Here is a 15,140-nt window from a genome sequence, read left to right on the forward strand (position 1 = left end):
TGTTTCCGTCGTGAATTCACAATAATTCAATCTCTTAAATGATTGTGAGTTCTCGCGAAAACACTTCTGTCAGGAATCGTTTCCTGACGATCTGCGGGGATGTGATTCAGTCATCAATCCCCAGGTGATAGCACAATTGTTCAAAGCGTTCCTGGAATTCATCACTGGAGGAATGAACATGTTCAGCTTCAGTGATGAATCGGAGATCCTCATTCGTAGTCACTCCATTGTGCTCCAGTGCCGTCTTGTATTCACTGTTATCGTGGCCGTAGACAAACAGCAGTTTGTGTTCGTCCAGCTGAACTTCCATTGGCTTGCGAGGATTGAGAACGGCAATGCCGCAGCAACCATCGTCGAGCAGCATGTCTTCGAAGTCGTAAAGGATACTCTGCAGTACCGAGAGATCGATGTGTTCGCGATAGAGATCTGTATGGCTGCTGTTATTACCGGTGTGGCTTGTTTCCAGAACCACATCGACGAATTCCCCCAGCGGGTCCAGTAATCCGAGAAACGTATCAAACAGCCGTTCTCGAGACACAGACGCCATTACGACCGGAATACGTGCTCCGGAGTTTTGGTCGACGTACCATTCGTGGCGGTAACCGTTTTGGGGGACCACATCCAGTGAGTAAGCCGGTCGAACTGCGTCTGTGAGTGTGAAATCGCCATAGCGCGCGACATCCATATGAGCGTTCAACGCTTGTTCCGAGACATTTTGAAAGCTGCTGATTCCCTGGGGAGAGGTCTCACGCCAGGTGGATTTTAGAAAATTCTTCAGAAAGCCCATCTGGACCTCACCAATTCAATGTTCTGCCGACACGACTTCGTATGTCCGTTGCCTGTCAGGGAGTTTCCGGCAGGAGCAACGGGTACTTTGTGAAAACACTAGCATGCAGATCCGGCGAGATTCGTCGGAATTAGTCGAGTCCGGCATTTCATTGGGGTCGACACCAAATTGACGCCGAAAATAGAATTCAGCCAGGGTTTACCGGCTCCGGCAGCTCCGGCACTGTTGATCGGATCGCTAAAATCGTTGCCACCGCAACAATACCGGGGTCTTAATACCGGGTGCATCAACATAGGATTTGAGGATCAGCTTTTCGGCCGTTTGTGGGGTGTCTTGGGATTGATCAGACCTTGCGTTTGCCCAACTCCATGACGCAGGAGCTTTCCTGGCGGCCGATCTTTTGTCATGACGTTACGAACCCAGTCACTTGAAGAACCGAGTCTCAATCTCACGCCGATGATTGACATCGTATTTTTGCTCATCATTTTTTTTATGGTGGGAACAAAATTCAGTGAAATTGAGCATCAGTTTGAAATCGACCCGGTTGTTGCCACTCATGTTGCACCAATGTCGCGGGCGCCTGATCCCATTGTAGTGACGGTGACTCGCAGCGGCCGGATGTCGATCGACAACAAAGAGTTGACACGGTCCCGGTTGCTGGAGCGACTGAAGGCTGCCAAAGAAAACTACGCGCAGCAGGTTGTAATGATCCGGGGTGACCGCGAAGCAGCGTACCAGTCCATCATCGATGCGATGGATACCTGCCATCAGGCGCAAATCACTGGAATTTCACTTCCCTACAAGCCGGTCCAGGGTGATTGACAATGACAGCGATCCGGCTGGTGATTGATAAAATCTGGCACGGAAGCCCACTGACCGGTGACGATATTGTGGTCGTGATGCTGTTACTGACGATGGCAGCATCTGTAACGCATGTGTTTACAATGCTGATTACCCGATGGGGCGATCGACATATTGCATTTAAGTCACTGGCAGGATCTTTGCTCGTTCACTCTGTCTGTATTCTGGGACTTCAGGTCTTCGAACCGCTGCACGCAGATTATCATCGTGTGCCAGCAGAGTCCCGCGAGTTGCATGAAGTCGTCACAGAAGTCCTGTTGCAGACTGATGATGGGATTGTGATGAATCAATCAGGTGGCACTGCTGCACCTGACCAGCCCAGCCGTCCTGAAATCGACTCTGAGCGGCTGACAAGTTCTGATCGACCGGTTGAACCTCGTGAAGAGTTTGATCGTCAGCGGGAGCAGCCGGAGCGTCAGGAAATTGTTCTGCCGGATGTCAGTGAGTTTGCTGAATATGCGGAGCCGGAACCGGTAAGTCTGGCGGACAACGGGCTGACAGAGCCCGTAGAAGTTTCAGCAACAGATCCCGGGGAAGAGATTGATACCAAATTTGAACGCAACGAACGGGATGCCTTTCAGGTGGAGAAAACACGTATCCTGCCGCACTCAGGGAGTCTGATCACTGAGGAACGGGCGGTGGACCGTATGTCGAAAGGGGGGCGAGCAGGCAGAGTTGATACTCGGGTCAATATGAAAGAGGCCACGATTGACGTGGCGACTGCGGACTCATCGGAAGCCGTTCAGCTGACGCCTCTGGAACCGGAGAAAGTCCTGGAGAATCGGTCGGCACCATTAGCAGGAAGCGAACCTGCAGAGACGTTTGCTACCGATCCTGCAGTTCGTACTGGGGATACCCGACTGCCGCCTTTGTTTGAACGTCGGTTACCGCCACGCCATCTCGCAAAACGTGGCAGTTCGCTGGACACCAGGCCGTCTCGTATTCCGTTGAAAAATTCGTCGACTCGGATTCCACTGTCGCCCGGTTACGAAGACATTCGTGTGTCCCCGGTACCTCCTGTCGTGACTGATACACGTCGATCAGCTGCGGAGATGGTTGAAAGGGCCGTCAGTCGAACCCGGCAGTCCGAGAGTCAGCCTGATGCATACCGCCTGCGAAGTCGGGAGTACCGACGGGAAGCGGTCAGAAAGTTTGGCGGTACGGAACAGTCCGAAGCGACCGTCGAACGCAGTCTCAGCTGGCTGGCGAGCATCCAGTCATCCGATGGCAGATGGGATGCAGATGCCTGGGGGGCCGGCCAGGTCGAAGTGGATGACCGGGGTGTGAATCGTAATTTTTCCGGACGTGACGCTGATGCGGGTATCACAGCATTAGTCACACTGGCGTTTCTTGGTGCCGGTTATACACATGAAGATGGTCGCTATGCCGTCCAGGTTGATCGTGCTCTGGACTGGTTGGTCAGCCGGCAGGAAGAGAACGGGAGCCTGGCCGGTAACGCGCGACGTTATGCCCGAATGTACTGTCACGCGATGGCCACATATGCCATCGCCGAAGCTCTCGGAATGCAAAAGGAATCCGTAATGAATCCGGTGATTGATCCGGATCTGCTGGCTCCGGGGCCGATTCTTGTCTCTGCTGCGGCATCCGCTTCTTCAATGGGACTTTCGCCGGCCGTTTACGGTACGACCTGGACAGCGGCTGTGGCTGTGCAGACGGATTCTCATGCCTGGAGGATCCGCCGGGTTCATCAGGTAAGACTGCGATCCGCATTATCGAAGGCTGTTCGATATACGGTTCGTCAGCAGCACACCGGAGGTGGCTGGCGTTACACCAAAGAACAGGAAGGTGACGTCAGTATGTTTGGCTGGCAGGTGATGGCACTTCGGAGTGCTGAGATTGCCGATGTCCCTGTTCCCAATACGGTACGTGAACGCATGCTGGACTTCATTAACGGTGTTCGCAAGGGCGAACGCGGCGGTCTTTTCAGTTACCGTGGTGATGAAGCGGTTACCCCGGCGATGACTGCGGAGGCATTATTTTGCCAGGAAATGCTGGGATTCAGGCGGAATACCGCAAAGAATCGGGAGTCAGTACGCTACCTGCTGAGCAACCTCCCGCGGTTGTCTGAGCTGAACATGTATTACTGGTATTACGGTACGCTGGCTATGTACCAATACGGTGGAAAACCATGGGAGCAGTGGAACACTGCGGTACGCGACATCTTAGTTCGACAGCAGGTGTCAAGCGGGAAAAATGCCGGAAGCTGGGATCCCAGGGGGCCGTGGGGACGTTACGGTGGCCGGTTGTACGCTACGGCGCTGGCGACACTGACACTTGAAGTCTATTACCGACTGCTGCCGCTCTATCAGCTCAACGAAGTCAGTGAACGCTGATCGTTTCTCGCTGAGTCAGAATATCCACTCTGGTACCGACTGCCGGACGGGGCCACTTTCGTCCGGTCGGTTCTACTCGTACGGACGCGACATCGCCTCCGTCGGACATTTGTCTGGCGGTGACTGCGGGGACTTCCGTCACGATTCCCTGGCACGGATCATGACCAGGGAATAAAACGGTCAACTGTGTGTTCGGGACCAGTTTGTTGATGGATTCGACGGGAGCTTTGAGAATGATGTAGGGACGATCGGTGTGGACGATTTTCAGCATCACATCTCCACGCCGCATGTTGTCTCCTTCCCGAAACTGCAGTTGGGTAATCCTGCCATAGTTCGGGCAAAGTACATTGGTGTTGCGGCTTAGATTTTTCATCTGAGTATATCGTTTTTTCGCTGCATCAAATTCTGACTGCAGAAGTTCAACTCCCGTGGCTCGATTGATCTGAGCTGGCAGATGAGAGCGTCGTCGTGTCAGTTGTTCTATACGTGCTTCGAGATTCTGAACTTCCAGCTGAAATAAATCGACATTTGTGTCGGCCGGGGTCGGATGTTTGGATCTCAACCCCTGTAGCGAATCCGCTGACAGTGAATTCAGCGTCGTGGTTCCGGTGATCCCGTTGATGAACAGCAGTGGATCTTTAGGGTATGAGATAACACTGCCCGGATTTGACTTTGACACAGTGCAGACCTGGAGCGGTAACCATGTGTCATAGTCGATTGTGACTGCCGGCTGGTGGCCTGTCGGCGACGGATAGAATTCCCTGAAGAATTGTGCACGACGTTTTGATTCCAGCACATCCAGATCCAGTTGCTCGATTCTCCACTCCAGTTCCAGCGTGGCTTTCGTTTTTGCTCTTTGCAGCTCCTCATCAAGCTTTTGCACGTGCTGACGCTGTTGATCAATCTGTTCCCCGGGCTCCGATTCTTCCACGGTGAGCAGAATCTCGCCGGTAAACACTTCATCTCCTGCCGTAACGTGTGAGCTGAGCAAACGAGAATCGGACGGGACTCGCAAGATTGTAATGTCTGCAGCCAGAATTCCGGTTATTGCTGGAGTGGTGTGTCTATTGAGCGACCACACAAAGAAGCAACCGATCAACAACGCACACAACAGTACGGTGACAGTTCGGGAGCCTGATGCGGGAAGAGGAGGAGACGGACTTGGCTGAATGGTTGAATCTCCGGGTGTTGTTGTTGAATTCAGTTCGTCGTTGGCTCTCAGGACCGTCCGGGCCTGAGTCCTCCAGCAGTCCCGGACGGTCGTCGATACTGGTACACTGAGTGCATCGCTGACGGCGGCAGTCTGGGAATCTGTCCAGGTTGCCACCTGTTCAATGAAATAGACTCCCAGGCGATTGAGACCGGCTGCCTGGCGGGGGCCAATTGCCGGAATGACTGTAAGATCGTCTGAGACGCGGGGAACTGCGTCGTAAACCAGGCCAAGCTGCGGGTCGATCCGATAACCACTTGACAAAGGGTAGAGGACATTTGACGCCATAGGACAGTTTCCGGTGATTGTGCGCGCTTCGAACCGTCTGTAGAGCAATGTGCAGCTGAATACCCGTTTGTCGGATCCGTGTTTTCTGCGCAGAATGCATCCCCTGGACGCGGGAACGCCCCCATCGCTGTCATTTCCATCGGCCTAACCTGCGATACAGGTTGAAGCAATTCAATCCTGACAGTGCTGACGGTGGATCGGATGAGACTTTCGGGCAGTGATGCAGAGCCTCACAGAGTCAGGAATGTGAGTAAATCGGTTAATTTGGCATGCCAGATGCTTTTCGTGCGGTAAATGCTGTACTGATCCTTGTCGGGTCGAGATCTCTGGCAGAAAATGATGATGGCTCAATCTCGATTTTTGCCGCACCACATGATGTGACCGATCACCGATTTTCGCGATGCAGCGCTGAGCAGCAGTTTTTTATTTAACTTTTTCGTTTGTCTGTTGCTTCCAGCTTCGCCCCTTCTTCTCGCGACGTGAGATGTGCAATGAAAAAATTACAGAATGCAGCGTGGTTCACGTGCACCATTTGCATGATGGGGTTGATTATCCGGACCGGTCCTGGTGCGGTGGCGGACGAGTTGCTGACTATGCCCAACCGCCTGGCCCAGGAGAACAGTCCGTATTTGCTGCTTCACGCTCATAATCCTGTGGACTGGTATCCCTGGGGGCCGGAGGCTCTTGAGAAGGCAAAGACAGAAGACAAACTCATCTTTCTGTCTGTTGGCTACAGCAGTTGTTACTGGTGCCATGTGATGGAACGAAAAGTTTTCAGTGACAAAAGAATTGCAAAGTACCTGAATGATCATTTCATCTGCATCAAGGTCGATCGTGAAGAACGTCCGGATATTGACGAGATCTACATGACGAGCCTGCTGGTCTACCAACAGCTAAGTGGTAACCGCGCCGGCGGTGGCTGGCCGCTTTCACTGTTTCTGACTCCTGCGGGGGATCCGGTCGTTGGTGCAACCTACCTGCCTCCGGAAGATCAACCCAACGGTCGCACCGGATTCCTCACAGCTGCAACACGTATGCTGGCGGCATGGACGGAACAGCGTGAAAACGTTGAACGGACATCCCGGTTGATCTCGCGCGAAGTCCGCCGGCTGTCAATGCCTGCTGTCTCAAAGGCATCGAGTGTTGATTCTTCGGTTGTTCAGACAGCGGTGACAGCTGTGGAGGCACTGTATGACTCTGAATGGGGTGGAGTGGACCTGCGCGACGGTAACGTGCAGGGACCCCGTTTTCCGAATGTGCCAAGACTGCTGTTGTTGATGTCAGTGATTGAGCAGCCTGGAGTCTTGGAAGACTGGCCCGCCGAGTCGACGGAACGGCTGTTAAACATTGTACGGCATTCGTTTTCACAAATGGCATACGGCGGAATACGTGATCATCTGGCCGGGGGATTCCATCGGTACAGTACTGATCGCCGTTGGCTTATTCCTCATTTTGAAAAAATGCTCTATGACCAGGCGCAGTTACTGGAGGGTTATGTCATTGCCGGTCGGGTGACAGGAGATTCGTTCTTCAAAGAAGTGGCAGCTGAAATCGCTGACTTCGTCTGCGACGAACTGATGACACCGGAAGGCGCGTTTTGTTCAGCGCTCGATGCCGAAACGAACGGGGTTGAAGGCGAATACTATGTCTGGAATCAACTGGAGATCGATCAGTTACTGTCAGCGAGTGATGCGATGCTGTTCAGGACAGCATACGGAGCCGGTCGTTCCGGTTCATTTGAACATGGGCACATACTGCATCTTCCGTTAACACCGGACGAGTTAAGCCGTAAACTGAAAATTCCCGTTGCGCAACTGAAAGCCAGACTGTCTTCAATTCGAAAATCGCTGCTCAATGCGCGCAACAAACGTGAACGTCCACTGCTGGACGACAAGATACTGACAGCATGGAATGCGATGATGATCCGCTCACTGGCCATCAGCGGCCATCAGCTGGATCGTCCTTCCGATATTGCCGCAGCTGAACGGGCGGCCCGTTTTTTACTGCAGAACCTGCTGCAGGAAGACGGCAGTCTGCTTCGTTCATTCCGAAACGGTGAAGCGAATCATGCTGCGTATCTCGATGATTATGCTTATCTGGTCTCAGCACTAATCACTTTGCATGATACCACCGGCGACGAAATATGGCTGCAATCTGCCAGGGAACTGAATCAGCGGCAGCTGGATCTGTTTTATGATGACGCTAAGTGTCTCTTCTATTTTACCGCTTATGATCAGCAGCGTCTGATTGCCCGGACCAGTTCTCCCTTTGATTCCGTATTTCCTTCGGGCAACAGCGTAGCGATTCGTAATCTGATGCGTCTCTCCGACGGCTCGCAGCAATTGACAGAACGAGTACAGCAGACGCTGTTGAGATTCGTCCCGGTCATTGAGAAATCACCATCGTCCTGCAGTGGACTGGCTCTGGCCGTTCATGAATGGCTGATTGGTGATGAGAAACGCGCTGCAGCGGACATTGACCGACGGCTGGAAGAACAATTGCCTCTGGTGGTACGGAATCTGGACCGTCGTTTTCTGCCCGTGAAGGCTGTGTCAGGTGACGAAACTGCCGTGGAGTCTCAGACTGTGTTCCGTCCGGTGCTGATTCCGGAACCGACGAGGAAGTCAAAGGCTCCTAAACGAGTGACAGCAAAAATCTATCCGCTTTATAACAAGCTGCCGCGCGGAGAAGTGTGTCCGGTTGCGATCGAGCTCAATGTTCAGAAGGGCTGGCATATCAATGCCAGCAGGCCAAGTCCGGACTTCCTGATTCCAACAGAAGTCACCCTCCGGACGAATCCAAAGGCCAAAGTCAGGATCACTCGAATCAAATATCCCAAACACAAGCTGCACAGGATCAAGGATGAACCGGAGCCCTATCATGTCTACGACGGTAAAGTGATGATTTATTGTCTGCTGGAAACGGACGCGAGTGAACGTCGCGATAAAACGACGCTTAAGTTTCATATTCGGTATCAGGCCTGCAATGACCGACAGTGTGAGAAGCCTGTGACCGAGGTCATGACCGGAACCCTGGCTCTGGCCGATCCCGGAGATGATATCAAAACGATTCATCGAAACAGATTTCCACAGGCAAACAAAGACCGGTCGTTTCGTGATGAGAAGGAATAGTCTTTTGTTTCACCGGGAAGAATTCTTCGTTTTTTAGAGTGTGTTCAGTCACCGGCCAGCTTCCCGTTCCCGCGAAACAGACTGACCGAATGCTTTGGTCAGTAGCACTGGAGCCTCCTGCCTGATAATTTAGGGGGGCAGTTGTTACCCGTTTTATTACTTGGATTTGTGCAGCTCACCATGTCGGTTCAGCCAATTGCAGGGGTTAGTCCCCGTTCTGAATCTATCGTGATGACAGAACATCCCTCTATTGCAGCGGGAATGCCGGGGCAGGCTCTTGGCACTTTCTATGACTGCATCCCGGTACGCGTGTTTGGACTGACGGTTTCTCATTTGCTGTTTGCATTGCCGACAGCACCGCTTGCCATTGGGCTCTACGCTCTGCAGCGACTTGCAGGTGAGTCTTTTGTGCTCACGAATCGGTCCCTGCAGATTTGGGCCGCTCGTTCAGGACGCTGTGTGTCATCGGTGGATTTGTCTCAGGTCGCTGACGCCGAAGTTACGCAGGCCCCCGGCCAGAAATTTTTTAAAGCCGGGGACATATTGGTGCGCAATGCTTCCGGCGAAATTATTCAGCGGCTGCGTGGTGTTCCGGATGCTCTGTCGTTCAGTAACGCAATTCAGCGGACAGCCGAATCCCGGCGGTTGGTGCAGTCAGCGATGGAGACAATTGAGGCACGCGGCTAAGCCGGATTTGATACCCGAGTTCCTGCGTTTCACATCAAAACCCGGGATCATCTTCTTCGATCTGTGTTCGAAGTTCGTCACGTTCTTTTCGCGTGATTTCAAGATCAAACAACAGGAATTTTAACTCCAGACGGAGTTGTGCCAGGGCCTCCTGGACCAGGTTCAGTATCCGCCGCCTGCGTTGCACCGATTCAGCGACTCGTTTGAATGCGATGTCAATCTCACGGCGGTCATTCAGTTTGGTCCTGTCAACCAACTGCCGCAGCTCAATCAGCTCTGCCGGCAACTGATCCGCATGATCATGAGGGATCCGTTTTTGATTCGTCATTGCCGATGTCCTGCTTTTTGATTTCGTCCGGTTGAGGGAATTCCGGAGAGCGACAGGAACTGTCACTTTGCAACGTATTTTGCAGGACCAGACAAGCGACTTTCAAAGACTTTCTGAAGTGACATCCTCCAGTTCAATGCAGAATCACGGGACAAACGGCACAATCTGCGCAAAACCCATTGTCAGTCTCCAGACCGGCATCGGTCGCGAGAACCTGAGCCGTTAACGGTGATTGGTTCGGAATTTAGCCGAAAACAGGCGGGTTAGGCCGGCTGGACTCGGATCCCTCAAATGTTTGCAGGACTGCTCTCGGCGAAAACCAGTGAATTCAGTAGGCTGACACCAAGTGTTTCCGGGGCTGGCACGCTGCTGCGGACCCGGTTCTCACCAAACGTCTGTCTCCATTTGCGATCGTCACGGATGTTTTTGAGTCGATTCCTGTTACGGATCTGGCCGCGGATTCCGTTCCTGTCTTTGCCGGTGTTTGCTTTCGCTGTTTTTTGTGTTTCAACAGTGGGGCTGGCGGATGAAGCTACGTCAATATGGGAAAATGAACCTGTCGTTGGCGATCAAATACGATTTGTAGACGTAATATCGCTGACGGAAGAAGAAAGACCGTTTCAGCGATTCCGTTTTCAGTCCGGGGCCGATTTTCAGGATTGTCGAATTGAAGCACGTGTTCCGGCAATGATTCCGGTCGAGGAGTTCCTTGTTCGGACACGTGTCAATTCGACTCATGCCGGTCTGCGGTTGGGAATTCGGCTGGTCCTGCCTGGCCAGAGGGACCCTGAATCCAATGGACCGCTTACGACCTGGCTGTTTGGCGAACGGTCAACGAATGCATCTGAGTGGCAGTCGCTGAAGGTTGGAACGCCTTCCCAGATTGATGCTGAGATTTTTCGTGTTCGTTCCCGGCTGGCGCCTGTCCGAATTGATACCCAAGGGCTTTATATTGACAGGGTGTCCCTGCTTTCTCAGTTTAGCACGGGTGCGTGTGTGATTGACATCGAGCCTGTGAGTTATGGGCCGATTGTGCTTCGATCTTCTTCCGATGATCCCGTTATTGAGCTGCCGTCGGAGAGCTCAGTGGCAAAAAGAACGGGTCGACTTCGCGTCGAGCGCAATCAGGTGTTTCTGAACGGGGAACGCAGATTGCTACAAATGATGCCGGATCACGGTGAATCATTGCAGACGATTCGCGAGTTGGGGATCAACACACTTTGGACACAAAATCAGGACATGAGTGAGAGACCTCGTGACTTATCAGAAGCTGGCATTATCGTTGCTGTCACGCCTCCTCATCCCAGGTTTGATCCTGCAGATTTCAGTCGCCCGCTGAATGGTCTGATGCCTCTGCATCATCAGATGGAAACAGCTGACATTTTCTGCCTCGGTAACCGGGTTCTTCCACATCAACTGCCCCACCTGCTTGCGTGGGCTCGACTGGTGCGCAGTTCAGATCGACTCCTCCGCCGACCGATTTTGGCTGATGTCACCGCTTCAGAAGGTCTGGCATCGCGGCAGATCGATATGGTGGGTATTGGAGTACCATCACTTCATCGGTGTCTGACATTTGGTGGATTTCGAAACAGCATTCTGCATAAGACACGTCGTGCCTCACAAATGACGCTTCCCTGGACCTGGATTCAGACGGAGTCTCCAGGATCCATGACACGATGGAGACAGGCGGTCGGACTGGACCCGCTGGTCGTTGAGCCGGAGCAGATTACCATGCAGGTGATTGCAGCTTTGTCGGCCGGTGTTCGGGCGATTGCATTTTGGAAAACCCAACCGTTTGGTGGTGGTCAGCTGCAGGAATCAGAAGTCGGTCTGGTGGTGGCACTCTCGTCGCTCCAGATCCAGCTTTTGGAGTCGTGGCTGGTGACTGGGCAGGCGCAGACATACATCGCTGTTGATGACGGTCGATCCAGTTCACGGAGTCGTTCCGGAACAAAACCAAAGAGACTTCAGTCGGTGGTCGCCACATCGCCGGTGTCACTCGACCCGGTGAAATCCGCCATTCCGCGAACACCGGATGCTGCCGTGATCAGTGGCCGTGACGGTTCGCTGATGATTGTGGCCTTATGGGACGATTCCTCACATTATGTCCCAGGACAGCTTTACGCCCGGAAAGCCAGTCTCATCGCGACTGCCCGGGAGACATCTTCTGCTGCACAGATTACGATGACCGATGTGACAGGACTGCCTCGAAACGCTCAGCCAGGCGGACTTGCTGTCACACTGAAAGATCTGGATCTCTTTGGAGTAATTCTTGTATCGTCTAATCCTGAAATTTTTGGCGAGATGCGTCGCCGTGTTCAGTCGGTGGCGCCGCGAGCCGCAGAACTCAAATGTGCAATTGCTCGCCTAAAATATCAGCGTGTGTCCGAGACGTGCGCGAACATCGATCAATTGGCTCCGCAGGCGCCGCCTTCCGCGTCCCAATGGCTGGTAAACGCGGCCAGGATGTTGAAGTATGCCGAAACGGCACTCCAGAATGATCGATTTCAGGAAGCCGATCGACGAGCAGAGGGGTGTCTGAGGGCACTGCGGGCTACCCAGAACCTGTACTGGACAACTGCAATCAGGCAACTGCCGACACCGACTGCCAGTCCGTACACCGTTGCATTTTCATCGCTACCTGAACACTGGCAAATGATGGCAACTATTGGTTCTGCCCAGCCATCGGACAATCTCCTGCCACCGGGTCCGTTTCACCGTCGCCATGAAATGGAGCAGATGGGGTGGACTTTTCCGGAGCTGACAGACAACGTTTATAAGACGCGTTCCCGACTGCGGGACGATTCAAATCACAACATAGGTTTTTTGCAGCTGGCGGCATGGAAGCCCGAGAATACACAGGCTCCGCTCTCGACTCAGCCGTCGACACTCGTCAGTCTGCCACCGGTAGTTGTGGAGGCTGGTGACCTGGTTGAGTTGCGCGGACGAGTACGGCTCAGTACATCAGCGATTCCGGCGGTTGAGGAATTTCCATTGATGGTTTTCGACAGTGAACTGGGACCTGAATTTGCTGTTCGCCCAGCACTGGATGCGGACTGGAGGATATTTCACATGTACCGCCAGGCCGCGGTTTCCGGCCCCCTTCAGTTTACACTTGGTCTGCAGGGCAGCGCTGAAGTCCATGTGGATCTGGACAACCTGGTGGTGCGCACCGTCGGTCGAGCCAGGGGCGGCGATGTGAAATCAAGGACGGCATTGGTTCCCGAGTAAAAGGAGTCGGGGCCGCCTCATCGTAGCCTGAATGAGAATTGCGGCGCAGATCGCCCCCGATTTGTGTCAGAGCTTGCAGGTTGATCATCAGTCGATAGGCTGTCGGACTGATCAGATGGCAGGTGATATCTGCCGTTGCTGTCACTGGGCGAGCCAATCCCTCGAAGGAGATGCCGCCATACTGTCAATCGCCATTCCTCACAGAGAAAACAGAACAGGTTCACGATATGCCCATTGCGACACCCGAACAGTATGCAAAGATGCTGGATGCCGCTCAACAGGGTGGATATGCCTATCCAGGAATTAATGTGACGTCCATTACGACGTTGAATGCCGGGATGAAGGGATTTGCCGATGCCGGTTCGGACGGCATCATTCAGTTCTCCACGGGTGCTGGTGAATTTGCCTCGGGACTGAATGTCAAAGACGCGGTTCATGGCGTCATTGTGCTGGCCGAAGCTGCTCATCGACTGGCCGAAAAGTATGACATTCTGATTGGGTTGCACACCGACCATTGCCAGCCGAAGAAAGTCGATTCGTTCCTCAAACCGTTGATTGCGGAAACAGCCGCACGACGTGCTTCCGGCCGAGGAAATCTGTTTAATTCTCACATGTACGACGGGTCAGAACTGCCTCTGGATCAGAATATCTCTGAAAGCATTGAGCTGCTGAAGCTTTGTGCGGAAAACGAAATCATTCTGGAAGTCGAAGCCGGAGTCGTTGGTGGTGAAGAAGACGGCATCGATCATTCCGATGTCGCCGATGAAAAACTGTACACAACGCCCGAAGATATGGTCCAGGTCTATGAGGCGCTGAACGGCCTCGGGCGATTTATGTTCGCTGCGACTTTTGGCAACGTTCACGGACATTACAAGCCTGGTGCGGTGAAACTAAGGCCTGAGATTCTGAAGGACGGGCAGAAAGCCGTTATTGAAAAATACGGGGCTGCGGCAGAATTTGACCTGGTCTTTCATGGCGGATCAGGAACTCCCAGTGCTCAGTTGAAGGAGACACTGGACTACGGAGTCGTGAAGATGAACATCGACACGGATACGCAGTATGCGTTCACTCGTCCTGTTGCAGATTTCATCCTTAAGAATTACGACCAGGTGATGATGATCGACGGAGAGATTGGCAGCAAGAAAGCCTACGATCCCCGCACGACGCTCAAACTGGCTGAAGCGGGTGTGGCCGCCCGCCTGCAGCGGGCCTGTGCTGATCTGAACAGCAGCGGTCAGTCGATCTTTGGAAAAGTGTGACGTTTTTGGTGAATGTGCGTTAATTGTTCGGCCGTTCGTGAATGCGAGCGGCCGGTTTTTTATCAGCTGAATATTGGCCCGGCCAGAGCATGCTCAAGTCGCTTCGTAATCAGATGGTCTTTCTGACTCAGTTCGGGAAACAGTTTGAAACCACCGGTTCACTGGTTGCCAGCAGCGGTTTTCTGGCAAGGGCTATTACACGGTTTCTTTCTGCTCGACCGGAACATCCCGTTCGGGTGCTGGAATGCGGACCGGGAACCGGAGCCTTCACAAACCAAATCGTTCGTAAGCTCCGACCGGGTGACGCATTTGACCTGGTCGAAGTCAACGAATCATTCGTCGATGTGCTCAATCAACGGTTCGAATCGGAGAAGTCATGGCGGGCCGTTCGGGAACTGTCTACGATTCATGAAGTGCCTTTAGAGGACTTTCAAACACAGGGGAATTACGATTTTGTGATCTCCGGTCTGCCGTTGAACAATTTTCCGCCAAAGCTGGTGGCAGAAATCATGGAAGTCTATTTTCGGTTACTGAAGCCTGGCGGTATGCTGAGTTACTTCGAATACATGTATATTCGACCGGTTCGCAGAGCGATTTCTCCGGGAGTCAGCGGCAACAGGATTCGCGAGATTCATCGAATCGTTGAATCGTATTTTTCCCGTTATCGAGTGGCTCGCGACAGTGTGCTTCTGAATACTCCGCCTGCATGGGTGCAGCATCTGCAGGCGAATGTCATTACCTAGTCGTGCCTTGAGCTCTGCCGGCCTGAACCTGTGATTCGGGAGGTGCGGAAGACCGCTTATCTGCAGATGCCCGCCGATTTCCGAAATACCCGCCGAAGCCACCCTGTTTTTCGTCGGGAGGGCTGGTTTCACGAATTCACCAGGGTTTCACCACTCGGCAGATCTTGCCGAATCGTCTTCCGAGAGAACTTCAGGCCATGGTGGATCTGCGTACCGGGTGTACCTGGTAGTGCCTCGAAAGTGGCCATAAACACCGTGGTC

10 protein-coding genes are annotated in these 15,140 nt (G+C 53.2%); 7 read left to right on the top strand and 3 right to left on the bottom strand.

Features of this window, described 5'->3' with window-relative positions; genetic code table 11:
• Nucleotides 1–106: 106 nt before the first annotated feature.
• The gene (locus tag MK110_17260; protein MCH2213056.1) at nucleotides 107–787 is read right to left on the bottom strand and encodes a hypothetical protein; all 681 of its coding nucleotides are present in this window, start codon (nucleotides 785–787) and stop codon (nucleotides 107–109) included.
• 405 nt (nucleotides 788–1,192) lie between these two features.
• Between MK110_17260 and MK110_17265 the strand changes: the two genes are divergently transcribed.
• Together MK110_17265 and MK110_17270 are read left to right on the top strand one after the other, a co-directional pair.
• On the top strand, nucleotides 1,193–1,609 hold the full coding sequence (locus MK110_17265) for a biopolymer transporter ExbD (GenBank protein MCH2213057.1): 417 nt from the start codon (nucleotides 1,193–1,195) through the stop codon (nucleotides 1,607–1,609).
• A gap of 2 nt (nucleotides 1,610–1,611) precedes the next feature.
• Complete coding sequence (locus tag MK110_17270) at nucleotides 1,612–4,002, top strand: hypothetical protein (GenBank protein ID MCH2213058.1); 2,391 nt, start codon at nucleotides 1,612–1,614, stop codon at nucleotides 4,000–4,002.
• On the opposite strand, the gene MK110_17275 is transcribed toward MK110_17270, so the two are convergent.
• The gene (locus tag MK110_17275; GenBank protein MCH2213059.1) at nucleotides 3,989–5,500 is read right to left on the bottom strand and encodes a hypothetical protein; all 1,512 of its coding nucleotides are present in this window, start codon (nucleotides 5,498–5,500) and stop codon (nucleotides 3,989–3,991) included. The two genes, MK110_17270 and MK110_17275, sit on opposite strands and share 14 nt — an antisense overlap.
• Nucleotides 5,501–5,991: 491 nt before the next feature.
• Between MK110_17275 and MK110_17280 the strand changes: the two genes are divergently transcribed.
• Together MK110_17280 and MK110_17285 are read left to right on the top strand one after the other, a co-directional pair.
• A complete protein-coding gene (locus MK110_17280; protein ID MCH2213060.1) occupies nucleotides 5,992–8,631 on the top strand; it encodes a DUF255 domain-containing protein in 2,640 nt (879 codons plus the stop codon).
• 231 nt (nucleotides 8,632–8,862) lie between these two features.
• Nucleotides 8,863–9,318, top strand: coding sequence for a PH domain-containing protein (locus tag MK110_17285; GenBank protein ID MCH2213061.1), 456 nt, complete (start codon nucleotides 8,863–8,865; stop codon nucleotides 9,316–9,318).
• A 34-nt stretch (nucleotides 9,319–9,352) separates the two neighbouring features.
• Here MK110_17285 and MK110_17290 read toward each other — a convergent pair whose 3' ends face one another.
• On the bottom strand, nucleotides 9,353–9,646 hold the full coding sequence (locus tag MK110_17290) for a transcriptional regulator (protein MCH2213062.1): 294 nt from the start codon (nucleotides 9,644–9,646) through the stop codon (nucleotides 9,353–9,355).
• Between the two features lie 426 nt (nucleotides 9,647–10,072).
• Here MK110_17290 and MK110_17295 point away from each other — a divergent pair, with 426 nt between their 5' ends.
• The 3 genes from MK110_17295 (at nucleotide 10,073) to MK110_17305 (ending at nucleotide 14,879) form a co-directional block, all read left to right on the top strand.
• A complete protein-coding gene (locus MK110_17295; GenBank protein MCH2213063.1) occupies nucleotides 10,073–12,877 on the top strand; it encodes a hypothetical protein in 2,805 nt (934 codons plus the stop codon).
• Nucleotides 12,878–13,104: 227 nt separating this feature from the next.
• Nucleotides 13,105–14,136, top strand: a complete 1,032-nt coding sequence (gene fbaA / locus MK110_17300; protein MCH2213064.1) for a class II fructose-bisphosphate aldolase — start codon at nucleotides 13,105–13,107, stop codon at nucleotides 14,134–14,136.
• Between the two features lie 89 nt (nucleotides 14,137–14,225).
• A complete protein-coding gene (locus MK110_17305; protein ID MCH2213065.1) occupies nucleotides 14,226–14,879 on the top strand; it encodes a methyltransferase domain-containing protein in 654 nt (217 codons plus the stop codon).
• Nucleotides 14,880–15,140: the final 261 nt, after the last annotated feature.

Source organism: Fuerstiella sp. (assembly GCA_022447225.1).
In the GTDB taxonomy this organism is placed as follows: domain Bacteria; phylum Planctomycetota; class Planctomycetia; order Planctomycetales; family Planctomycetaceae; genus S139-18.

Coding starts and splice junctions, on each gene's coding strand:
- MK110_17260 (MCH2213056.1), bottom strand. CDS start 787: ATGGGCTTTCTGAAGAATTTTCTAAAATCCACCTGGCGTGAGACCTCT.
- MK110_17290 (MCH2213062.1), bottom strand. CDS start 9,646: ATGACGAATCAAAAACGGATCCCTCATGATCATGCGGATCAGTTGCCG.
- MK110_17270 (MCH2213058.1), top strand. CDS start 1,612: ATGACAGCGATCCGGCTGGTGATTGATAAAATCTGGCACGGAAGCCCA.
- MK110_17265 (MCH2213057.1), top strand. CDS start 1,193: ATGACGTTACGAACCCAGTCACTTGAAGAACCGAGTCTCAATCTCACG.
- MK110_17305 (MCH2213065.1), top strand. CDS start 14,226: ATGCTCAAGTCGCTTCGTAATCAGATGGTCTTTCTGACTCAGTTCGGG.
- MK110_17275 (MCH2213059.1), bottom strand. CDS start 5,500: ATGGCGTCAAATGTCCTCTACCCTTTGTCAAGTGGTTATCGGATCGAC.
- fbaA (MCH2213064.1), top strand. CDS start 13,105: ATGCCCATTGCGACACCCGAACAGTATGCAAAGATGCTGGATGCCGCT.
- MK110_17285 (MCH2213061.1), top strand. CDS start 8,863: ATGACAGAACATCCCTCTATTGCAGCGGGAATGCCGGGGCAGGCTCTT.
- MK110_17280 (MCH2213060.1), top strand. CDS start 5,992: ATGAAAAAATTACAGAATGCAGCGTGGTTCACGTGCACCATTTGCATG.